The sequence below is a fragment of the Adlercreutzia sp. ZJ138 genome (genome assembly GCF_011038935.1).
Classification (GTDB): domain Bacteria; phylum Actinomycetota; class Coriobacteriia; order Coriobacteriales; family Eggerthellaceae; genus ZJ141.
In genome coordinates, this window is the sequence record NZ_JAAKEA010000015.1 from 14,301 (window position 1) to 37,770 (window position 23,470).

Consider the following 23,470-nt stretch of genomic DNA (forward strand, 5'->3'; position numbering starts at 1 on the left):
GTTTATAAACAATCCACACAAAGATATCAAATGATATTTTTACAGATTGGAGGAACTTGTGGATAATCCCGTCCCCTACCAGCCCAGCCTATCGCGTCGCAGCTTTCTAAAAACAGCCTGCGCCGTTGGCGCAACGGGCGTTGCTGCAGGAGGCCTTCCTTTGGCATCACAATGCTTGGCCCCTGTAAGCGCACACGCAGAAAGCGAAGAGCACATTGCATGCACGTTACATCAAACCCACTGCGCAGGTTCTTGTTCGCTGCAATGCACTGTTCGCGATGGCCGACTCGTAAAGATCGAGCCAAACGAACACACCCCCGAGCGCTATTCGGTCGCCTGCCTTCGAGGTATTTCCGAAGTACAACGTATCTATGGCGATGGGCGCATTCAGACACCTTTAAAGCGCGTCGGAGAACGCGGAGAAGGCGCATTTGAAGCCGTATCGTGGGACGAAGCACTCGATGACATCTGCAATCAAATCAAGGAAATTCAACGTGAGTACGGAACAGATGCAGTACTCGTGTCGCAATCGGGTGAGCCGGGTGTCGATTTTCATTTCATGAGCTCGATTTTGAATTCCGCAACCACTGGTGCACAAAACCAGGGCATCGACGTGGGTATCGGCAACGGCTTCGACCCGACGCTCGGCGGCGTTGGCGGTGGGTTCGCCATGGTCACGTCCGAGCCTCGCGACTGGGTTCACTCGAAGCTGGTTCTCACAGTGGGAAGCAACTTCTGCGAGTCAAGTCTCGTTTCTTGTCGCGAATTCTTCGAGGCAAAAGAAGCCGGCGCGAAGATGATAACGATCGACCCCCACTATTCAACCACCGCATCGAAGTCAACCGAATGGGTTCCCATTGAACCAGGTACCGACGCGGCGTTCTATCTGGGAATGATCAGTCACATCGTAGAGAACAACCTTATCGACACGGAATTCATTCAAAAACATACCTCGCTGCCATTTCTCGTGGATCAAGCGACCGGCAAAATGGTACGCGCCCACGAACCGGTAGAGGTTATCGATGCCGAAACGGATAAACCCCGCGCGGAAACCGGCGAAGAGAATCCGTTTTTTGTCATCGACCCCACTACGGGCGAAGCCATCGAGTACAACCGGTGCGAAAACCCCCAGCTTGAGGGCAATGTGAACGTGAACGGCACAAGCGCTACCACCGCCTACAGTCTCATGAAGAAGAATCAGGAAAGCTACAGCACTGTATGGGCCGAAAGCATCACCGGCATTCCCGCAGCAAAGATTGAAGAGATTGCCGAACTATACGCCGAAGGCCCCGCCGCCATCGCGTTTGGATGGGGCGGCGGCGACAAGATGAGCAACGCCGACATTGCCGGACACGCCATCGGGCTGATCACAAGCCTCACGGGCAACATAGGAAAGCACGGAGCGGGCTCGGGCGTGTGGTTGGGAGCGGCTTACAGCAGTCACCACGCAACTCTTGGTGCCTGGCCACTTCCCGAGAACATGATTCCAGGCAGCGGCGCATACGATCTTCGGTATGTTCGTGATTCGGGCGAGGCTCCCAAAGCCATGATATGCATTGGCGACAACCCCGCGCAGTACGGCGCAACGGCTGGAAAAACCTGGAACTGGCTTAACAAGATCGATCTTATTGTCATGATCGACCCCTACCACCGCGAAACCGAGAAATACGCCGACTACGTTTTACCAACCACCACACGCTTTGAGCGAGACGACGAGTGCGGCACCATTGTGAGCGGCTTCAACCAGATTGTCATGCAGCAGAAGGTTATCGACCCGCTTTTCGAGGCAAAAACCGGACTCTGGATAGAGCGCGAGTTTGCAAAGCGGTTCGACTGCGAAGATGCGCTTCCCAAAGACGGGCGCGAATACTGCGAAGCACTGCTCGCGAATTCGGAAGACCCTTACTACAACCAGCTAACCGTTGACGATATCATGAACAACGGTGGCGTGTGGCCCATGGAAAATGTCGAAGAGCCACGACTTGCCAACTTCGATCTGGTATTCGCCACGCCATCTACGCGACTCGAACCCTACTACGAAAACAGGATCGATGTCGACCAAGCCCTTCCTACTTGGGTTCCTTGCAACGAAGCAACGGCAGACAACCCTCTGCGCGAGAAGTACCCTTTGCAGCTATCCAACGTGAGGTCGAGGTTTTATATCCACAACCAAATGTATTCGAACAAGTGGCTCCAGGCCTACAATGAGCCACATATCGAGCTTAACCCGGCTGATATGGATACCAGAGAACTAAGCAACGGCGACGCCGTCAACATCTTCAACGATCGCGGCTCTTTTAGCGTGCCAGTACTTGCTAACTCGGCCGTACGGCCAGGGTCTGCGCGTATTATCGAAGGCGTGACCAGCGATTACAGTATTAAAGGCAACCTTCAAGACATAACCAACGACAAACTGGAAGAGCGTGGCGCATCCCTTTTGTGCGGACCTGTTGTCCCGTTCTCAGACACACTCGTTGAAGTGACGAAAGCATAAGGGAAGGGGGAACCACAAATGACCAAACTGGCGATAGCAATTAATAAGGATCGTTGCGTAGGCTGCCAGACATGCTCTGTTGCCTGCAAGATGAACAACAACGTGCCCGACGGAATGCTATGGAACCGCGTGCTCACCGAGGGTTGTGACGTTGCTGACGGAGCCGTCGGCACCTATCCAAACCTCAGCCGCGACTACCTTCCTATTGCCTGTCAGCACTGCGAGGATGCAGCGTGTCAGAAAGTGTGCCCGACAGGAGCCACCTACAAGGACGAAAAAGGTAGGGTAGAAATAAACTACGACAAATGCATCGGATGCCGCATGTGTATGGCGGCATGCCCCTACAACGCCCGCGTCTTTAACTGGGACGAGCCAACACGAGTAACCGCTGCCGACTACGGTGACGCCCGCGTCCCCGCGCGGCGCAAAGGTGTTGCCGAAAAGTGCACGCTATGCAAGGAGCGAACGGATAACGGCGACATGCCGATGTGCGTACGCGTCTGCCCTGCGCACGCTCGCACGTTCGGTGACCTCGATGATCCGAATTCCGAAATATCACAGCTAAAACGCAACGGAAGCGCCCATGTTCTCCTTGAAGAGAAGGGCACTCATCCGCAAGTTTTCTATCTCCACTAAGGATGTGCGGTCATGAATACAGCTAAAAACAGAAAGCTCACGTATGGAATCCTTGGCGTATTGACGGCTATAGGCGTTGTGTGCTGGATTTACCAGCTTGTGGCAGGCCTTGGCGTTACTGGAATGAACAACGCCAATTCGTGGGGCACCTACATTATTATGTTCATGTTCTTCGTAGGACTGTCCGCCGGCGGCCTTATCGTGGCAAGCTCGGCGCATGTGTTTCACATCGAGAAGTTCAAGAAGGTGTCGAAACCTGCGGTTATCGTGTCGACGGTTTGCATCTGCATGGCAGGCATGTTCATACTTATCGACCTAGGCGGATTCACAAACGTGTGGCGCATCTTAGTCGGGCCAAACCCCACCTCGCCTCTTCTGTGGGACATGTGCGTGATCACCATCTACCTTATCATCAATATCTTGGACCTGTTCTGGATGCACAAGGGCGACGAGCATAAGGTTGACGTCTTGTCACGCTTTGCTCTTCCCGTTGCTATACTGGTGCATTCCGTCACGGCGTGGATCTTCGGCCTTCAGATTGCGAAAGCCTGGTATACCGCCATCATGGCTCCTATTTTCGTGGCGTCCGCCATGGACTCAGGCCTGTCTCTTCTGCTGCTTTCGTTGCTGGCGCTTGAAAAGATGGAAAAGATTAAAATCGGCTCGTCCCTCATGGGATTCCTTGCCGGCCTGCTTGCAACCTGCATTGCTGTAGATGCCTACTTTATCGGCTGCGAGGTGCTGACGATGGCCTACCCCGGAGCCCACGAAGCCGTTGCTCTGTCACACATGCTCACGGGTGCCACCGCGCCGTTCTTCTGGTTTGAGGTGATAGGCGGGCTTGTTGTTCCGTTCTGTATCTTGGTGTTTGCGAAGAACAGGCAGCGGAAAGGGCTCGTCATTGTTGCGTCTATGCTTGTTATCGCAGGCGTACTCTGCAAGCGCATCTGGCTTCTGCTGACGAGTTTTATTACGCCCAACATCGAGGGTGCAGCAGGAATTACTCTTGGAAACCAGGGTGTTATCGAAAGCGCAGGTTCAATGTGGGCTCTCAGTGGAGCCTATATGCCCACAGCCATAGAGATTATTATCGTCATCGGCGTTCTGTCTTTGGGAGTATTGGCGTTCCTGGTGCTTTCGGACATATTCATCACCCCCAGCAAGAACGACTAAACCAAAACGGCTCTGTCCTCTGCCTTTTTGTATTGACGAAGGAACTGCTGGAAACAACCGCATCAACGGTGACTACCATTAGTACCCGGGAATTCATACAAGCGGCAATAGCGTCAAGAGGGATTTATAGGCTCACCCGAGAAGCAAGCTCGGGTGAGCCTACTCATCAAACCCCTAACGATATGGGTCAGATGTTTCCCAACCCCAGTTGCCTTTCTACCCCAGCGCAACGTCTAGGATCATCATGAGCACAAAGCCGATCGCCACGCCAACAGTACCGATGTTAGTGTGACAACCCTGCTGGGTTTGCGGAATAAGTTCCTCGGTAACCACGTAAATCATCGCACCTGCCGCAAAGGCCAACAGGTAGGGCAAAACCGGCAGCGCCAAACCTGCGATAGCCACCATAAGCAGCGCTCCAGCGGGCTCCACCGCACCGCACGCCACACCAAGCGCGAACGCCTTAAAGCGTGATACACCGTTGGCAACCAACGGCAGCGACACGATGGCACCTTCCGGCACATTCTGTATCGCAATACCTACTGAAAGCGCGACAACGCCCGATAGCGTCATACCCGCATCCCCCGCAAGAAAGCCCGCAAGTACCACACCGACCGCCATGCCTTCGGGGAGGTTGTGAATAGCCAATGCGAGCATCATCATCGTGGGCTTTTTGAGCGTGGTAGGCCTGCCCTCCGGCTCATCGGAACCTATGTGCAAATGCGGCGTGAAGTGGTCGATGACCAGCAGAAACCCAACACCGCTCAGAAAGCCAACCGTCGCGGGAAGCCAAGCGGGCACACCCGTACCCTCGGCCGCCTCGAGCGAAGGGATAATCAGACTCCACACGCTAGCCGCAATCATCACGCCCGCCGCAAAGCCAACAAGCGCCTTCGAGAATCGCTCAGACATGCCGTGGCGCAACAAAAACACAAACGCCGCACCGAGCGTGTTACCTGCGAAAGGCACGACAAGAGCCACAGCTATACCAATAAGGGTGGAGCTTTCCATAGGGCTATACCTCGCTTCATCTTCGAGTCAACGGGGTTAAGGAAACGCTGATTAAGGCAGAGTGCTCGCGACAGCCGCAAGCGCGCTTTTCTCAGCTTACCCGAAAACACCCTTTCCGTTAGGCAACGTTTCCAACCTCAAGTCAGAACGTCATCGTTTCGTGGCATGCCTTTTCATGAGGCGTGTTGTTTCATAGGCTATTCTATCGAACGGCCACACATACGTGCGTCTAATCCCAAAACGATCCTTGTAAAGCTTGCCTAAAGCTTGCCCGAGATAGCAACACTCGATAACAGCATCACAGATCGGCCTTGAGGTTTTCTTGCGAATGTGCGTGTTCTTAAGCTATGCCTGCTTCAGATTAAGGGATCCTGTCTCTGGGAGGTCACATGTTTAAGGTTCAGGGAAAATACTTGCTAACAATAGCCTCGACGGTTTGGATTCTCGCTGGGCTGAACATCTTTCGCCTAGGGGTTCTGGCGTGCCTAGAAGGAAGCACGCCTGTTTGGGTTATGGCGACAGGTATCCCGCTTGTCTTTCTCGCCTTCCATATGATGTTTTCGAAGCTTGTCGGCAAGCACTCCGACCGCATCCGCGGCTACGGCGACGAGAAGATACACGTTCTGAGATTCTTCGACGTAAAAGGCTACGTCATTATGACCGTCATGATGGGCGGCGGAATCTCTTTGCGCGCCTTTGGGCTGGTTCCAGTTTGGTTTATCGCTTTCTTCTACACCGGCCTAGGAATCGCCCTCACACTCGCTGGCATCGGATTCCTGCTCCATTTCGTAAAGCGCGGCGGCAACATCGTCTGCCCCGTCACAAAGAAGACACGACTGGCATAAGCAGGACGGGAACGTCAGCCCCGGGAAATTGATCCCCAGAAGCCAACATTCCCGCCTTTAGTGCTTGTTTCCTTACGGAATAAATGGAGGACTTGTTAGAGATTTATCGATTCGCGAGCATGTCCGTAATAACGGTGTCGTTTGCTAGCGCCTCACCGAGCAGCTGCCCGTAGACAAGCGAGCGGCCGGTGCTGCAACCGGGGCAATGCACCGGGTAGTTCATGCCGAAGAAGTCACCTTGGCAGTTGCCAGCCGCGAACAGACCAGCAATGGGCTCGTCTTCGTCGGTACAAACTTGCGAGTTCTCGTCCACATGAAGACCGTAGGCAACCGCCAACGTCGAAGCGTAAACCGGAGAGGCATAGAATGGCCCTTCTTTGACGGGGTTCAGGAAACGCTTGACAACACCGAACTGCGCATCCGTACCCGCTTCACATGCGGCGTTGTACTCGTCAACAGTAGATACAAACGTCTCGGGATCAACACCAATTGCACTTGCCAGCTCTTCCAATGTTTCACCTGTCACAAGCGTGCCATTATCGAGACGTTCCTCGATTTCAGCAGGAACCGTTTCGAGCAAGCCTTCGTAACCGTCAGGCCACTGAAGCTTGAGAGCCTCGGCGTAGTTCGAGTCAAACACCGACCAAGCCTTATTCTCTCTCGCATTCATACGCGCATCGGTAATATAAGGCTCAAAGGGCATTTCGTTCATGAAACGCTTGCCATCGGTGTTAACTGCAAGCATCGTAACCATGAAGGCAGTCATGGTGTAGGCGCGCGTGTCGATAATGAACTGGTGAACCATTGGGGCAGCAGGGCTCTTCGAGATGCCAGCCCCGATCCAACGACCCATAAGGATAGCGTCACCCGTATTGGAACCGGCAGGGGTGTAAGCGTTGCTGTCGGCACGATTGCAAATAGGAGCCCAGACGTCAATCATTTCCTGATTACCGGCAATGTCTCCCGTAGCCATGATGACACCGCGGCTGGCGTTGAACTGGATATACTTCCCATCGGCATCCTTTGCGATAACACCCGTCACGCCATCGGCAGCACTACCAACCAGCTGTTCGGCATGCGTGTTAAAGAAAAACTCGGCACCGTTTTTCTGAGAATCCTCAACCAACACGTCGCCAAGATTCTGGTGAGGTTCCTTTTTGTCGGGACGATCGAATACACCGTACTCGTTGTGCGAATAGCGAACGGCATCTTGGAAGACGACATATTTTTCTGGCATATCCGTCCAACCAGCTTTCGAGGTACCACCAATGGAAGGTTCAACGGTTACATTGTAATCAGCGCACAACTCGGTAATATAGTCGATAACCGGACCTGCCTGCTCGGCCCAGGTGCGGATGAGCTGGTAGTTAGCCGTTTGTTGCGATGCCGCATACATAAGACGAACGGCATCGTCGATGTTAATCTCGACACCAGCGTCTTTGAGCACCTTGCTGCCCATGGCAGCCATATCAAGTCCGCAGAAACGGCCTTCAGCATTACGCTCGATAACCGCAACCGTCGCCCCATTTCGAGCAGCTGCCTGTGCGGCACCAGTTCCCGCCATGCCGCCACCGACGATAACGACGTCGAAGTCACGTGTCTCGGCAATATCGGTAATCGGTTCGGGGGCAACATCCCACGTATGCTGCCCCGTCGCAGCGGAGTTCGACGAAGCCGATTCACTCGGAGCAGATTTTTGCTTCGGACTGCAACCAGGCATTGCAGCAAAGGCAGCGGCTCCTGCGCCAGCAGTCAAAGCGCCTTTCAGAAAAGACCTTCTTGAGATTCCCATAGTGTTATCCATCCTCTCGATGTCCCGTTGACCATTATTGGCCTTCTCGTCGATCCTTGCCCTTATTGGCTTTGTCGACCATGCAGCGCCCGCACGCGAGCACGACGGGTAGTTTTCAGGAACGAACTTAGGAGGAAAACACCTGAACGTATGGATTTTCTCAAGATACTCAGTTTTCCGGGAAACCGGTTGGCATATCACCTGTTTCACAGGATGGCATTTCATCAGGTAAAACTCCAGAAGAAACCGAACTCAACCCAATGCGGTCCAAAAGCTCTTGCTTACTGTTGACGCCTGATTTCCGATAGATATGACGCACGTGAGTGTTCACCGTGCTCTCAGCGATACTGAGGCTTTCTGCAATCCAAGGCTGCGAGCGACCTCTCGCAAGCAATTCCAATATCTCACACTCCCGCTGAGTAAGACCCCAGCATTTACCCACTGCTTCCAAGGTTGAAGCATCGTCGACAAAAGGAGTGTCGGATGCGCTCGGCGCGGGCTTTTCCCCAAACAGCACCCACATTTCTTCACTTTCAAAAAGAAGTACGATGGCAACCGTAACAAGATAGCCTGCAAAGATCGCCTCAGCGTACGGTATATTTGGAGAAAAAGAGAACGATGACAGCAAAGCGCCGATTGCGGCACCAAGCGCAATGCAGGCACCGTTAACAATCTGACGCACGACGAGCACCGTCCGAAGAGGATCGCGCTTTCGCGTGTAAGAAGCCTGTGCGACAACGACCCAAATGAACACATCGAACGAAGTGTATCCAACGGAAACCAATGCGCCACATAGCCAGGAAACAGAAGAATCAGCCAAAAACGGCATCAACGAAAAACCGGCGACGACAACAAGCAGCCCCGTGCGACAAGCAGCCCGAAAATGCTTCGGAGCTGCTTGTGCGATTACGAACAGGGCGATGGCCGCGATTCCACGGGCGAGCTGCACGATAACGCCTCCGCTCGCACCCGAGTTTGCCATCGGAGAAAACGACATGAAATGCTGCATGTAGCCAAATCCGATCATCACGAGAATGACGCCACATATGGTCGTTGGCTTCACGCTCAAGCCGAGAATGTCGATACCTTTTTCTCCATGCTGCCTCACTTCTTCTGAGAAGCTTTGTTGAACAGGACTGCTGGGAGATTGTCGTCCAAACGCAATCAAAACTCCGCTCGAAGCGAAAGGGGCGAGTGAAAGCAATATAGCTGAAGCAAGTGGGAGCATGACAAGACAGAGAATGTCGAAGAGAAACGCGAAGGCGAATCCGCCCGCAACGTAGGAAATGGCGCTTTTCGAGCCATTAGCGCAGTAGATGGTGCCCCACGATGCAATCGCAAAACTCATATACCATGCGCAAAGAACTATTCCGATCGAAAGAAGTACCCAACTATCACTGTAGCCCGCTACAAGGAAAGCAAGCGATCCAAGACAACCGAAAACACCTGAGACAAGATGCGATCGCGCCCCTGCAATCCAAACCCGAACAGCACTGCTCTTGAGATAAAGAACAATACAAATAGGAACGCCAAGTACCGACACACCCATTGTGGCAATTTCGGAATAAATACCTTGTTGACCCGACGGTAAGAAGAAAACGCTCATGAAAAGGGCGTCAACCCACGCCCATAGCAATGCTGAACCTGTGAGCACCCATGCATCTATTCCGTTGAGCTTTACCCTTTTCACGTTTGCCATCGAGTCTCCGATCATCCTTTCACCCCACACACCTTGCACGTGAGGGGTCTTTCGGACGAGGCGGTTCTGGCTACGAAAGAGCGTGGCTCGTGTTTCGGCGAGCGAACTCACCTACAGTGTCCGTCGCATCCGCACCCACATCTTACCGCATCAGGCAAGCTCCCTGAATAGGAGTTACACACCAACGTAGGAGTCCATTCCCATTGTACTGCTTACTGGAATGAAGAGCCTAAAATCAGATCATGGTTTGGTGAATGATAAGTTTTCCTCAACAGACCACTGATTCAGGGAAGCCTTAGTAAACTCATAGTATAGTTGGAGCGGTTCGCTCTTAAGCGCATGTATTGTTCACTATCTTTCTCGCCAAGGACTCATGGAGGGAGGCCCCGGTGGCGTTTTTTGAAGCAAGAGAACTCACGGTATCTTATCGGCGAAACGGTGTTACATTCGAGCCGTTCAACAGTATCAGTTTCGAGCTTTCGGAGGGACAGATCACAGACCTCGTGGGTCCTTCAGGGTCGGGCAAGTCGAGTCTCCTGTGTGCTTGCGCATGCCTTCTGCCTAAGATGCGCGGTTCGCTTTTGCTCAAAGAGGTCAGCTCAAACTCGCTCTCACCAGAAGAATGGCGAAAGCGCGTCTGTTATGTGCCGCAGAAGCCTACCGTCATCCCCGGCACCGTACGCGATAACCTGCTGCTGCCTTGGAGTTTTCGAGTGCGCCGAAACGACACTCCGCCAAGCGACACCGAACTCCGCTTGCTCATGGACGAAGCATCCCTTGGCGAAGTGAACCTCGACCGAGACGCCGCGCAGCTATCCGGCGGCGAGCTTGCCCGAGTCGCGCTCCTGCGCGCTTTCGCCACCAAACCAAACGTCCTTTTGCTTGATGAAGTGGATGCTGCACTCGATGACGCTTCAGCGAGAGCGGTTTCAAACCTCACGCGACAGCTCGTTCGCAACGATACGGCTTGCCTACGCATTCGCCACAGACCCCCCGATGGTGCCGCCGACAGAATGTTCAAGCTGGAACACGGCACAATCACGCAGCTCAATTGCACAGAAGAGGGGGTCTAACGTGAACGCAGGCGTTATCGACATAGGATATCTGGAACTCTTCGGGGCTACAGCCTTCATGCTCGTGGCGGCCATTGTTGCATGGATGCTCAGGCTTAAGCAAACCAAAGCTATCGTGGTTGCAACCACTCGTTGCTTCTTGCAGCTGCTGGCAATGGGACTGCTGCTTGTCTACCTGTTCAAATACCAGTCGTGGTGGCTCGTTTGTCTCGTACTGGTGGGAATGTCGCTTGCCGCCACACAAATTGCCTTAGGCCGCGTGAAGGGCAAAGGGCTCAACATTTGGCCGGAAGTGTTTGGGTCAATCTTCTTGTCGTCAATGATCGTATCGTTCACGGTGGTCGAGGCTATTGTTCACGCTTCGCCGTGGTATGACGCACGCGTGCTCGTACCGATATCAGGAATGGTTCTTGGCAGCACACTGAGCGCGACCGCTGTGGCAGTTGACAGACTCTTTTCAGACATGGACACACGCGCGGATGAGATTGCGGCATATCTCGCACTTGGTGCAACGCCAAAGGAAGCAGCACTCCCTTCGATCCGCAAGGCTATCGGCTCGGGTCTTACCCCTGCTCTTGCTACCATGTCGGCAGCGGGCATCGTTCAGATTCCCGGCATGATGTCTGGGCAAGTACTTGCCGGCGCAGACCCCATGATCGCAGCGAAATACCAGATTGTTGTCTTGCTTATGATCTCTGCGGCAACAACCTTGTCTATTGTCGCAATTTGTTTTTCCACCTATCGCAAGCGCTTCACATCGAACGGATGCTTCCTCTCCCCCGCATTACGCTCGTAGGCCAAAACATCCCTTAGCAGCAAGACAGAATGCACTAGCCCTTGCGCTGACAGCTTTCATCGGCACTTTCTTTGCTTCTTATTTCCACATCACTCACGTAGCGGGCAGCTTTTCACTACCCGCTACGACATAACTACTCAAACACTCTTACTTAACTTGTTACCTGCGTTTTCTTACTGCACGGCATGAAGCAACGGCTGCACAGGTAAACAGTAGCGCGAGCGCGGCCAACGTTGCAGACGAAATGAGTAGCCTGTCTCCCGTGGGAGCGAGCTGATTTTTGCCGCCTGCCTGCGAAGGCGCGGCGGAACCCGCATGAGCGGCGTCACCATTGGCCTGGCCATCTCCGCTACCCTGATTGCCACCACCACTTGCAGACCCCGGAGTACCTGAAGTGTTGGGGTTATCAGGAGCAGCTGGCGGAACGTCTGGCGTGGTTGGCGGCACGTCGGGTGTAATCGGCGGGTCTTCTGGCTTCATCGAAGGATCATCAGGAACAGGATCGTCAACTTCCAACGTCTTCCATCCCGCATAGAACGCCTTTTCACCAACAGAGTCGCCGTCTATGGCGGAAACGGAATAACCCGTACACTCTGAATTGTCGTACCATCCCAAGAACTCATACCCGTCGCGGGATATCTCCTCTGCCTTGGGAAGGTCTATCGATTCGCCTCCCTCGTAGGCAAAGCGATCATCTACACCTTCTGCAAATGTTCCTCCGTTGGCGTGCAGTGTGACATCAAAGCGGTTCAACCTCCACTTGGCGTAAAGCGTTACGTTCGGCTCATCAAGGGCGATGTTTTCAAGAGCCTCGTCGGTATAGTCAGCCTTTTTATGCCAGCCCTCAAAAACGTATTTGTCCTTTTTGATGTTGTCAACCGTGGGAAGTTCAATGATGCTGCCCACCGTAAAGTCGTTCTCCACGTGATACACCCTCTGGGGCTCCTGCTTAAAAACTCCACCGTCTGTCACATACGTGATAACGTAGACATCTTTTTCCCATTTCGCGAAGAATTCTTTGTCACCCGTATCGTCAGCGAGAATTTCCGTAATAGGCACGCCTTCACAATCTTCGTTATCGAACCAGCCTTCAAACGTGTACCCATCCCATACAAGATCGCTCGCAGTGGGAAGCATAAACGTCTGCCCCGGCACATAGCTTGCATATTTCGCCGTATCAACACCGGCCGCGAAGGCAGGCTTGCCCGCACCGCCGCTACCAAGATGGTACGTTATCTCACATGGTGTGATATCCCACTTTGCGTAGAAGCGCTTTGCACCCTGGTCAGAAGCGGTTATGCGTTCCACCGGATCACCCGTACACTCGGGATTGTCGTACCATCCCACAAACGTGTGTCCCTCACGCAACGGCGAGGCCGGAAGTGAAGTTTCAACGCCATATTGGTACAACAGCACGTTTTCCTCAGAGCTTTCGAAATAACCGCCGTTCAGAACAAGTTCAACCGGAAATTCTTCGGCATTCCAGCGCGCATACAACGTCACGGCGCCAGTTTCTTCTTCCGAAATTTCGAGCAGTGGCTCTCCCGAAAAATCAGCTTGCGCATACCAACCGATGAAGCTGTAGCCATTGCGACGCATAGTTTCAGGCCTAGGAAGCACGAGTTTCTTTCCCTGTACGTAATGCGTCGGAACGTTCGCTTCGCTTGTCCATTCGCCGCCGTTCACGTTGAACTCAATGGCAGCACGCACGGCTGATGCATTGTAGTCGCCTACTGTAATAATAACCGGATTGGATGCAAACGACTTCTCGTAGCTTCCCAGGCGCACTGCATACATCCCCGGCTCGACGTCGGTTATCGTACTGGTTATAGGAGTCCACTTCTCGCGAGGGAATTTCGAGGATGGGATGATGGTGTGTGAGCCGTCGGCACTCTTAGTTTCATACTGCAGCAGGTCATCGGGCACACGCTGGTATTCGAACCCGCCAGCAGCACCCTGCAAAGTGGCCGCATCAATACTGATAGCGCCCATGCCACCCGCTTCGTCGGCCTCTACCCCCACTATGCTAGAAGCATACGGGTTATCGAAACGTGGCGGTACCACGACCGATGTCTCATACATAACAGCTTTTCCTGAATCGGCAGGATACATCTTGAACCCGACTTCGCGCGTATCACCGAATATGTCGAATTCGATTGTTTCCGCCAGACTGATTTCGCCATCATTTTCCTCATAGAACGCACTTGCGCCGTTCCATACCGAAAGATTGAGCTCCATGAGCGGGTCGTAGAGCTCATTTGCAGTTTTGTTGAGCATAGGCAACTTGCTGATATAGGTCTTATCGGCGCTATAGTCAGCACCCGAAAGCAGGATCTTCTCGTTCTTGTAGTCGACGTTGATGTCTACATTGAAGGCGACCGAAGAATCGTCTAGTATCCTTAATACCGGATATCCGGCCGGTATTGTTGTGTCGAAGTCCCACACATCCTCGCTGAATCCCAGGTTGGTGTAGAACTCCTTGTTGTTCCGCAAATCGGGAACCTTGTACGTCGGCGCTGAAACCTTTTGAGCACGGAAGCTGTCGCCCGTATTAACCCAGGAAACCCCACCCGTTCCCGTAAGTGACCTTCCATAGAACACGTAACCGTTTTCAAAGCAATTCGTGAACTTGGCTTGAGCCCCTGCGCCTGCTGTTGGGGTATTCCAAGCCAATCGCCCGCATTCATAGCTCGGATTGGTAGCCTTAGGATTGCCCAAACCGAAGCAATTCGAGATGAGTGTCTCACCGCGCTGTCCGCTCTCGTCAATCGACTCGATGTCGCCAAGTACGCACCCGTTCTTGTACACCGTCCATGTTGCGTTGGAGATGGGCTTGCGATCTATGTTGACGTTGGAAACACACCTGTTTAAGCGCGACGACTGCCGTATTGCTCCCACCACGCCACCACAGCTCGTTCCGTAGGTGATAAGGGTTCCTTGCACATACACGTCGTTGAAGTCGCTATTCAGAGCACGCCCCGTTACGAAACCAACGTAGCACGTCTGACTTTGCGCATCACGATTCCTCGTGCCATTCTCAATCGTGCCGCCCATAACCTGAATGCGATCGAACTGGGAACCGTACGTTTCCTGCGCATTGCCCTGGTAGTTGATAAAGCCGTCGCTACCCGAAACAAATCCGATCCGATCCTTCCCCCGCAGCGACACGTTCTCGAAGAAGATGTCCGAGAAGCGCGATGCAGCAGAAGCCTTGGCGACAAGCGACACACCGCTGCCGCTGGCAGCATCCTGCATGTTGCTCGAACCCGTGATAGCAAGATCATGGATGTTTGCCCAACACACCTTGTCAAAGAGCGTTGTGTCTTTCAGCCCCGTGATCTTGTGGCCGTTACCATTGAACTCCTTGTAGCTACTCTTCGTTCCAGCGAACACGCCCGCAACAACAGAGCCACCCGCAGTCGCCGGCTTCCAATTGCTAAAGTCCAAGTCGTTCATCAGCATGAACCTGGTAGTTTCGGGCGACGCATTCGCAATGTTTACGAAGTCGTCGATTGTGTATATCTTTTCCGCATACAAGTCGTACTGGATCTTCTCGAATTCGCTGTTAATGCTCACGGTTGCCGGCTTGGCGCTCACGCCACCTCGCAGCGTCACGTCTTTAACGTACGCGTTTTTCGTACTGGTGAACAAATTGGGCAATACGCGGCCGTCTGCATATATTGCATGACCGCGCCCATCGAGTTTCCCGTAGAACGCGCCTTCAACAAGCGCCTGATCATCAGCCCCTTCAAAAGCGCTTGTGTCGATGTCGTTGGCAAGTGCGTAATTACCATATGGGTTGTTCTTGATGGCCAGCAGCTCATCGAGGTTGTGTATGAAGGTAACAGGAGCCTGGTTGTCGTATATCCCATAGGTAAAATCGTTCGTTACGCGCTTCATTAGGTAATACATACGCGTGCGCAGCGCCGACATTTGCGACAAGTTGCGGTCGGCCTTAGAAGCGTCGGTTTTCAGCGCCTCTTCGAACTTGGAAACTAGGTCCTCGAACGCTACATATTCCAGCTTGTCAGCGTCTTGCTTAATCGCATCCCACTTCGCAAGCTGATATTCCTTAAAGGAATCAAAGCCCGTTATACGCTGTAGCTTGGCTACGTCTCCCTCGCTGCCGCTGCCGAACTCAACAAATGCGTCGTAGCCGTAATCGCCCAGCATGCGATACATCTGCAACTTGAACGAACGCGAATCGGGGTGGCTTCCGTTCGCATGAATGGGATGCCACCACACACCCCGAATATCCTCTTGCACATACAAGTCCCACAGCCACGAAACTTTTCCCGTGTTGGAAATGCCGGGACGCAGGAATAGTTGATTGTCGTAAACCTCTTCGACGGTGTTGAACTTCCGCGTACCGTCGACAAATGCCGACAGGTTGACCGGCGCTGTAGCAGCACTTCCATCGTAGCTGCTCAAAACCGCATTTCTCGATCGCAAAATGGTTGCCGTGGCGCCCACGTCCAACGGACTCGTGCCGTTTTGACCGTCATACTGCGCCTGCGAAGCCACGGCATTCTGCTCGTCTTTTTCAAGCCGCAGAAACGCTTCCAGCGCGGCGTAATCCAAAACATCAAGCGCGTCGTACATGTTGGCGTAGTAAGAATTGAGCTTTTCCGTGGAACTGATCCGCTCGCGCGTGAGATTCGTTGCCACATCGGCCGACAAGTCGTAGTCGTACGTCATATTCATGCTATAGGAATACTGACCGAACCCTTGTGTTAAAAGCCCGTCGGTGTAGTCTTCAGTGCCAGCACGCCTTGTGCCACCCTGTAAGAACCAATCGTTGTCCAGCGCATGACCCATTTCATGCGACCATATATTCCACCCACATTCAAGTGCCCCGTAGAAGAAGAACAGCCGCTTGTAGTTCACACCCATATTCAGCGTCATAACCGAGGAACCCATGGAGCTGCTGTTGTACAGGCCAATGGCGTCGGTGAAGTTTTTGCAGTAGTCGTCTTCGGTCGGCGTTTTTCCCCACAGCTTTTCACGCTCGAGATACGCCGTACCTTCATTTTTGTTCCACTTTCGATCTACTGACACAACGCATACAGCGTTAACCTTATCCGCCCCCACAAAGGTTGAAGCGGTGGCAGCGTACTTTGCCATGTGGCTAAACGCCGCGTCACTCATAAGCTTTTCAAACGCCGCCCTGTGCTCGTCGTCCAGTTTGGGTTCCGCGTAATAACCCGTACTCGTACCCGTTGCCAAAAGCCCCGCGGTAACGCCCATGTATTGCGAGGCGTCGTCAAGCGTTACCCACGCCAACAGATAGTCGGGGAAGCGTTTCACCTGATCCCAGCCTCGCCAAACTAAGTTGCTGGTGTCTACCCCCTCGGCACCTTCGGGTCTAAACTCCTTGTAGAAATACCGCGACGACATATAATCGGCAAACCAATTTGCCATATCAGCGTAACCAGTCGTCCGCTGAACAATCATCTGCAAAAACGACGGCACGTCCGGCGCGCCCGTTCGCTTCGCGAGGAACGCCGAATAGGCGCCCGAAGACGTTTTATCGGTCATAGAAAACGTGTAAACCGACGAATACCGCACGTCAGAGGTCATGCCAACAAGCGACAACCCAGGACGTATAACATCCCCCCGAAACGCCATGAGCAGAAAGGGGTTCACGTTCTTTTGAGCGCCCACCGACTCGCTTCCACCAGTGTCGAAACCGTAGAAGCGCTCGTAGTAGGTATACAGGAACAGCAAGTCAAACATCTTATACTCGCGTATAGTGGAGGTAAACGTTGTTTCGGGCTTCGCCTCCATCGACCTGGTCATAATGGCATCCCACACCTTCGTGTTGGGAGCTGTTGCGCACCATCCACCCACGTTAGTAAGCAAGTTTGCCGCAACTTCCTCAGCGTTATCATGTATGTTTCTGTCGAAGTAGTCGCGTACTGTGCGGTGTACCTCAACGTTACGGCAGAAACTCTTGAAGTAGCTATCCCACGTTTTGCTTCGGATAAACGTAGCGACTTTCTCGATGGCGCTCCCCGAAACACCATCGTCAAGCACCCAGAAGTCTGGTTGGTAGAGAATCTCCGGCTCGGCGGCCACATACGATGCCGCCAAGTGAGACGTTCCCATATATGAAACATCAAGCGTTTGCGATGTTCCGTCAGAGAAGCAAACGACAGCGCGCGCAACGTCTTCAACCTGACCAGAACGCAGGCTCACCTTCATACCTGAGTCCTTGTGCACCGGCCAGCTTTCCACAATGGTCTTCGTAGCAAGCGGGCTGTCGGCAGGAATCGCATTGCCCGACTTCACGATATCTTCGAGCGATGCGAATGGGGCAAGCTTATATGCATTGATGTAGGCATTATTGCGCTCCGAGTCGTATCCCTGCACCTGCTCGAGCGAAGTCAGAATCGTTTCGTCGGTAACCTGTTGGCTTACGGGGCGCGAATAGCTTCCGTTCACATATCCCCACAGCACGTCGAGATACCGTTGCTGCTCGCCTTCGGCCGTGGGAAGCTTCAGCTTGAGATAGAACTTATCGTCAACAACGTTGGCTGACTCTATTTCCGCGTAGAACGAGGGTATCCGATAGCACTCAACGTATGCTAAGCGATCGGTCGGGTTAAAGTTGTTCACGTTCAGCATGCCGACATTGAAAACGCTGCCGTCGCCGTTCATTTCATAAACGCTTAACGACTTGATGTCTTTATAGGTTATGTCGGCACAATAGGTTGGAACGCTGCGCAACGACATGACGGCCGCCCGCCGCGCGGCTCGTTTTGCGGGCGTGTTGCCCGCATCGGACGCATCGGACTCACCGCCAGCGTTGCCAGAAACGTTGCTGCTAGCGTCATCCGCCAACAGCATATCCCTATCGGTCAGGGAAGTGTCAATGCGAGCCGCTTCGGCTTCACGTACAGCGTCGAACTCACGCTGCGCCTCTGCTTCGGCGCGAGCGCGGTCTTCCTCAGCCTGTGCGAGAGCTTCTGTAAGATGCGCGTCGGCTTCTTTTTCTCGGGACTCAACGTCATCTCCGGCGTTTTCGTCCATGCAGCTGCCGCATATTTCAGCAGAGCTGTCGCTTTCGCTTTCATCGGCAAAAGCAACAGCATGCGGAGCTACAGGAGCAAGGGTGGCCACCAGCACGCACGCCATCATCAACGATATGGCGGCTCGCAGGGTGTGCATTACGTTGGGCTTCGTTTGTGGTGCGTTTAACGTCTGCAACTGCGTTAGCCTCCTAAACCTCAGGAATGCTTATTTGCCCAAATTATACAAAGAACGCCGCCACACCTTGAAAACAAACTGATTCTTTACCTTACGTGATTACAATCGTCTGCACCTGATCTGTATGGACATCGTACCCACCTATCTTTGTAATAGATGCAATCATCCGGAGCCGGATTATCATAGGCATGCTCGGCATCGCCATCAGTCTCACTTTCGGGTTTACACCCGCCAACTTTTGCAGTTCGCTTTATAATTGAGTACAACAAATGCGTCCGTATGAGATTGGGAGCCCGGACATTTTGCTGGACTTCGACTCTGGCCGGGAAGCCAGCTTCATCTGCGTGCAGCTGAACACGCTGACTGCCACTGGCTGACCCGTGAACAGTAACAAAAAGGCCGCCCCGGAGGGCGGCCCTTAGCATTCTTGGTAGCTCCGACCGGATTCGAACCGGCGACCTCCGCCTTGAGAGGGCGGCGTCCTAAACCGCTAGACGACGGAGCCACATGTGCGCTTTGCTCGTACAACCGAAAACTGGCTGGGGTGGAAGGAGTCGAACCCTCACATACGGAACCAGAATCCGCTGTCCTGCCATTAGACGACACCCCAGTGGCATCTTCTCGGTGCATCTACGCCACCGCAGAGGCAAGACGTAAGCGCAAGACGGTATATTACGGATCCCTTGGCTTTTCGTCAAGTGTTACCGGGAATTTTTTCGGGAAATTTGTCCGTCCTTCCCAAAACGAACGCTTTGTCGTACAATGATCCGCACGCCGCGCTATGCGAGGCGTGCGGCTTGCCAGTGTGGCGCAATGGTAGCGCAACTGATTTGTAATCAGTGGGTTGCGGGTTCGACTCCTGTCACTGGCTCCAGAAAAACAGTGGGTCAGACGGCGTACCGTCTGACCCACTTTCAGTTTTTAGCAACGTTCCAGAACAAGCGCAACAGGGGTGTTGAGTACTGAAAGTTCTGGAGACTGATTTGGGCTCATCATCAACGAGCCCACGATTGAACCCTGTTCCAGTAGTACAGCGGTGAGTCGCAGCGTTGAGTCGAATGATTTTCCTCGCCTCTGCTCGTCTAATTCATGTTAGAATACGAACATACATTCGCACGAACGTTTGATCGTATTTTGAAATGGCCGAAGAGCACTGCGAGGGAAGCTATGGAAACGGCTGATAAGTTAGAAATTCTTGCCGATGCCGCAAAGTACGACGTCGCATGCACGTCGTCGGGCGTCAATCGCGGTGCGGTTTTCGGGCAACTCGGGTCGGCAAGTTCAGCCGGATGCTGCCACAGCTTCACACCCGATGGGCGTTGCATCACGTTGCTTAAAGTACTCATGACCAACGTATGCATCTACGACTGTGCCTACTGTGTGAATCGGGCGAGCAACGACGTACCGCGAGCCGCTTTCGCACCACGGGAGCTCGCTGATCTGACTATCGCGTTTTATCGTCGCAACTGCATCGAAGGCTTATTCTTAAGCTCTGGCGTTATCGGCAACCCTGACCAAACGAGCGAGCTTATGGCCCGCACGCTACGCATCCTGCGTTATGACTACGGCTTTCGGGGATACCTGCATGCGAAGGCCGTTCCCGGCACGTCGCCCGAACTAATCAACGAGCTCGGACAGCTTGCCGACCGCCTAAGCGTGAATATGGAGCTTCCCTCGCACCAAAGCTTGGCATTGCTCGCCCCACAGAAGAGCAAGCAGGACATCGTTGCCCCCATGCGGCAAATTCGCGACGCTATCGCAACCGATCGCGACGTCCGTGCACTCATGGGAAAGAAAACCGTATATGGCACGTCGGTGCAGACAAGACGCAAACAAGCGCCCTTCGCTCCCGCCGGACAATCGACCCAAATGATCATTGGCGCAACCCCAGAAAGCGACTACCACGTGCTGAACCTTTCGGCAGCCCTGTATCGCACCATGAGTATGAAGCGTGTGTTTTTCAGCGCATACGTACCCGTAAACAGCGACCCACGCCTACCCAGCAACGATGCAATGCAGCTTAATCGCGAACACCGGCTCTACCAAGCCGACTGGCTGCTACGTTTTTACAAGTTTGACGTAACCGAGATCATCGACGAGAGCCACCCCTTCTTGGAGACCGACATTGATCCAAAGGCAAATTGGGCACTTAACCATCTTGACTTGTTCCCTGTTGAAGTGAACGCCGCACCGTATGCAATGCTGTTGCGAGTGCCCGGTATCGGCGTAAAGGGAGCACGCAGTATCATCGCCGCACGCAGACAGCGAAAACTTGGAGAAGACGAGTTGCGCAAACTCGGCATTGCTTTCAAGCGGGCAAAATTCTTCATTACGTGCAACGGAACGTACGCCGCACCTGGTATCGACTTCTCACGCGACGTACTGCATGCACAGCTTTCAGCACCTATCAATGGAGGGCGCCACGGCCGCCGCGCCGATAAGGCAATACCTGGCCAAATGAGCTTGTTCGAAAGCGTCGACACGCCAGAGAAACTGCGGGCACGCGGGTTGCAACCCGGTCAGAACACACCGAACGCTGCACCACTCACCAGTTCCGCACCACGTTCGTGTACTACAAGCGATTGGAACCGACTGCTGGAGGCATCCTAATGACGCGAATCGAAACCAAACTCACACCCAACATCGACAACGGCCGAAATGCCGCAACGAACACCACCTGCGGCGATAAGCGAGCGAACCAGGTGTGTACCGCACCACGCATTCCCGACGTCATCGAGCGACGGCGCATCCTTGGCGAGATGATAGAACCCTCCCCATCCGTCCAAACCATGGAATGTGGAAGCGACACCCAAAGCGACACTGTCAGTTCGCACGCATCGGCCAGCACGGTTGCCTACACCTACGACGGAACGCTTGAGGGGCTGCTCTCATGCGTATTCGCTGCCTACGCCAACCGAGAAGACCCTACAGACATCATGCCCGCCGATAGTTTCCAACCGCGACTCGGGCAAGCTGTGAGAAGCATTAGCACCGATCTTACTCGCGCTGAGCGGGTGCGTGTGGGCGTGTGCCGCAACTGTGGACCGGCAGGGTTCGCCGCCGTGCGCACCGCCTCGCTTTCCGATAATCCCACCATGAGCATGGCGGTGTACCGCTTCATCCGTCATGGCATGGTACAAAACCGCCCTCATTCCTGCGCTGGCTGCAAACGACAGCGAAGTTGTTCGGGTACTGGAGAAGGTAACCTGGGCCTTTGTTCGAACAGCGCTCAGCCCAGCACACTGAATGACCTGTCGCATCCAGCTGTGGCAGGCGTGCGCGAACTCGTCCGAGAAGCCACATGCGAAGCCGAACGCATGAGACAGTTTATCCGCTTCGAACACATGGATAACAGCGTGTGGTTCGCGCGCTGTAACCCAAAAGCAAGTGTTGTTCCTTTGATCATGTCCCACTTCGCCGCACGGTTTAACACGCAACCATTCATCATCTACGACGAAACACACTATCTGGCCGGCGTTAGCGAAAACGGAACGTGGCAGCTTGTGCGCACCGACGAGATAACGCTTCCTGGCTACGCACCCGACGAAGCGCCTATGCGCCGCGCCTGGAAGCGTTTTTACGATTCGGTATCGATAGAGTCGCGTTACCATCCCGAACTTCGACGGCAGTTCATGCCCATGCGCCTTTGGAAAAATATCACCGAGATGCAAGAGACGCTGCCGCGCGCCGTCCGCGCAAGCGAGCGGCAGTACATCGGCACTTCAGCACATGACGCACTGTCTGCGGGCAGGCTCAATCAAACAGACCGCACCCCAGTGCAATCGAAGGGAGGGATGAAGCTATCTTTAGCAGCGTCACCTTCCTGCCAAAAATAGTCTTCGATACCAAGCGTATCCGCGTAATCGAGTAGTCGCTCGTAGTCGGCGTCGGGCACACGTTCAGCAAGCTCGGGGCATCGCTTGAGCACGCTTGTTGCATGCGTGTCACCCGCGGCTGCTGCCTGAGCAAGCACCGGTGTGTATTGGTTCATGAGCGACAGCAACACACGTGAACCGTAGCGCTCGTGCACAAGACGCACCACCTTGGCCGAGTTGTCGTACGCCTGCGGCAACATGAGGTGGCGCACCACCACGCCACGCACTAATCGTGGCAGCCCGTCAACCTCATCGAACACCGGCTCGCCCACCTGTTCAACCATAGCATCGAGTGCGGCACGTGCCACCCGCGGGTAATCGGAAGCTCTCGAATAGCGCGCTGCGAGCTCGGCATCGGCGTACTTGAAATCGGTCAAGTATACGTCAACGGCACCCTCGTTGTCTCGCACCGCCTGCACCGTCTCATACCCCGACGTGTTCCAAACGATAGGTAGACACAACCCTCGCTTGCGTGCCGTCGCAACCGCCACACGCACCTGCGGCGCATAATGCGTCGGCGTGACGAAATTGATGTTGAGCGCGTCTTGATCCTGTAACTCCAAACAGATATCGGCCAACCTATCAACGGACACTGCGATACCCGCCTTACCAGCAGCAATTACGGCGTTCTGACAATACACACACCTCAGCGGACAATGCGCAAAAAACACCGTTCCACTGCCCCGTTCACCACTTATCGGAGGCTCTTCCCAAAAATGTAACGCAGCACGCGCGAGTACTACCTCATCTGTTGCGCCACATACGCCGCGTTGCCCAAGACCCCTGTTAACGCCACATGCGCGCGGGCAAAGCATGCATCCCGCGCCCACATTCCCTTCTCCACCAGTACAATCCATCAGAATTGCG

General features: G+C 53.9%; 13 protein-coding genes and 3 tRNA genes. 9 read left to right on the top strand and 7 right to left on the bottom strand.

Annotated features, from left to right (window positions below; genetic code table 11):
- Positions 1-58 precede the first annotated feature (58 nt).
- From G7Y43_RS07185 to nrfD, 3 genes are read left to right on the top strand one after another with little or no spacing between them, the layout of a single operon-like run.
- A complete protein-coding gene (locus G7Y43_RS07185; RefSeq protein WP_165045534.1) occupies positions 59-2,494 on the top strand; it encodes a molybdopterin-dependent oxidoreductase in 2,436 nt (811 codons plus the stop codon).
- An 18-nt stretch (positions 2,495-2,512) separates the two neighbouring features.
- Complete coding sequence (locus tag G7Y43_RS07190; protein ID WP_165045536.1) at positions 2,513-3,130, top strand: 4Fe-4S dicluster domain-containing protein; 618 nt, start codon at positions 2,513-2,515, stop codon at positions 3,128-3,130.
- A gap of 12 nt (positions 3,131-3,142) precedes the next feature.
- Positions 3,143-4,303 carry an NrfD/PsrC family molybdoenzyme membrane anchor subunit gene (gene nrfD, locus G7Y43_RS07195; protein WP_165045538.1) on the top strand — a complete coding sequence of 387 codons (1,161 nt, stop codon included), beginning with the start codon at positions 3,143-3,145 and terminating at the stop codon, positions 4,301-4,303.
- A 216-nt stretch (positions 4,304-4,519) separates the two neighbouring features.
- On the opposite strand, the gene G7Y43_RS07200 is transcribed toward nrfD, so the two are convergent.
- Positions 4,520-5,314, bottom strand: a complete 795-nt coding sequence (locus G7Y43_RS07200) for a ZIP family metal transporter (protein ID WP_165045540.1) — start codon at positions 5,312-5,314, stop codon at positions 4,520-4,522.
- 389 nt (positions 5,315-5,703) lie between these two features.
- On the opposite strand from G7Y43_RS07200, the gene G7Y43_RS07205 reads away from it, so the two are divergent.
- Complete coding sequence (locus G7Y43_RS07205; protein ID WP_165045542.1) at positions 5,704-6,159, top strand: hypothetical protein; 456 nt, start codon at positions 5,704-5,706, stop codon at positions 6,157-6,159.
- Positions 6,160-6,262: 103 nt separating this feature from the next.
- On the opposite strand, the gene G7Y43_RS07210 is transcribed toward G7Y43_RS07205, so the two are convergent.
- Positions 6,263-7,951 (bottom strand): FAD-dependent oxidoreductase, encoded by a 1,689-nt coding sequence (locus tag G7Y43_RS07210; RefSeq protein ID WP_165045544.1) that lies wholly within the window; start codon positions 7,949-7,951, stop codon positions 6,263-6,265.
- Between the two features lie 169 nt (positions 7,952-8,120).
- On the bottom strand, positions 8,121-9,299 hold the full coding sequence (locus G7Y43_RS07215) for a LuxR C-terminal-related transcriptional regulator (protein WP_165045546.1): 1,179 nt from the start codon (positions 9,297-9,299) through the stop codon (positions 8,121-8,123).
- Positions 9,300-10,039: 740 nt separating this feature from the next.
- Here G7Y43_RS07215 and G7Y43_RS07220 point away from each other — a divergent pair.
- Together G7Y43_RS07220 and fetB are read left to right on the top strand one after the other, a co-directional pair.
- The gene (locus G7Y43_RS07220) at positions 10,040-10,723 is read left to right on the top strand and encodes an ATP-binding cassette domain-containing protein (protein WP_165045548.1); all 684 of its coding nucleotides are present in this window, start codon (positions 10,040-10,042) and stop codon (positions 10,721-10,723) included.
- A gap of 1 nt (position 10,724) precedes the next feature.
- Positions 10,725-11,519 (top strand): iron export ABC transporter permease subunit FetB, encoded by a 795-nt coding sequence (fetB, locus tag G7Y43_RS07225; RefSeq protein ID WP_165045550.1) that lies wholly within the window; start codon positions 10,725-10,727, stop codon positions 11,517-11,519.
- Positions 11,520-11,678: 159 nt separating this feature from the next.
- Here the strand turns inward: fetB and G7Y43_RS07230 are convergent, their stop codons facing one another.
- From G7Y43_RS07230 to G7Y43_RS07240, 3 genes are all read right to left on the bottom strand, one after another.
- Positions 11,679-18,689 (bottom strand): InlB B-repeat-containing protein, encoded by a 7,011-nt coding sequence (locus G7Y43_RS07230; RefSeq protein WP_165045552.1) that lies wholly within the window; start codon positions 18,687-18,689, stop codon positions 11,679-11,681.
- 467 nt (positions 18,690-19,156) lie between these two features.
- Positions 19,157-19,233 (bottom strand) — tRNA-Glu (locus tag G7Y43_RS07235).
- A 31-nt stretch (positions 19,234-19,264) separates the two neighbouring features.
- Positions 19,265-19,338 (bottom strand) — tRNA-Gln (locus G7Y43_RS07240).
- 189 nt (positions 19,339-19,527) lie between these two features.
- On the opposite strand from G7Y43_RS07240, the gene G7Y43_RS07245 reads away from it, so the two are divergent.
- From G7Y43_RS07245 to G7Y43_RS07255, 3 genes are all read left to right on the top strand, one after another.
- A tRNA-Thr gene (locus tag G7Y43_RS07245) sits at positions 19,528-19,602 on the top strand.
- A gap of 293 nt (positions 19,603-19,895) precedes the next feature.
- Positions 19,896-21,338, top strand: coding sequence for a putative DNA modification/repair radical SAM protein (locus G7Y43_RS07250; protein WP_165045554.1), 1,443 nt, complete (start codon positions 19,896-19,898; stop codon positions 21,336-21,338).
- The gene (locus G7Y43_RS07255) at positions 21,338-22,564 is read left to right on the top strand and encodes a TIGR03915 family putative DNA repair protein (protein ID WP_241158188.1); all 1,227 of its coding nucleotides are present in this window, start codon (positions 21,338-21,340) and stop codon (positions 22,562-22,564) included. Before G7Y43_RS07250 ends, G7Y43_RS07255 begins: the two co-directional genes overlap by 1 nt.
- Here the strand turns inward: G7Y43_RS07255 and G7Y43_RS07260 are convergent.
- Positions 22,486-23,460, bottom strand: coding sequence for a radical SAM protein (locus tag G7Y43_RS07260; protein ID WP_165045556.1), 975 nt, complete (start codon positions 23,458-23,460; stop codon positions 22,486-22,488). The genes G7Y43_RS07255 and G7Y43_RS07260 overlap by 79 nt on opposite strands.
- Between the last annotated feature and the right edge of the window lie 10 nt (positions 23,461-23,470).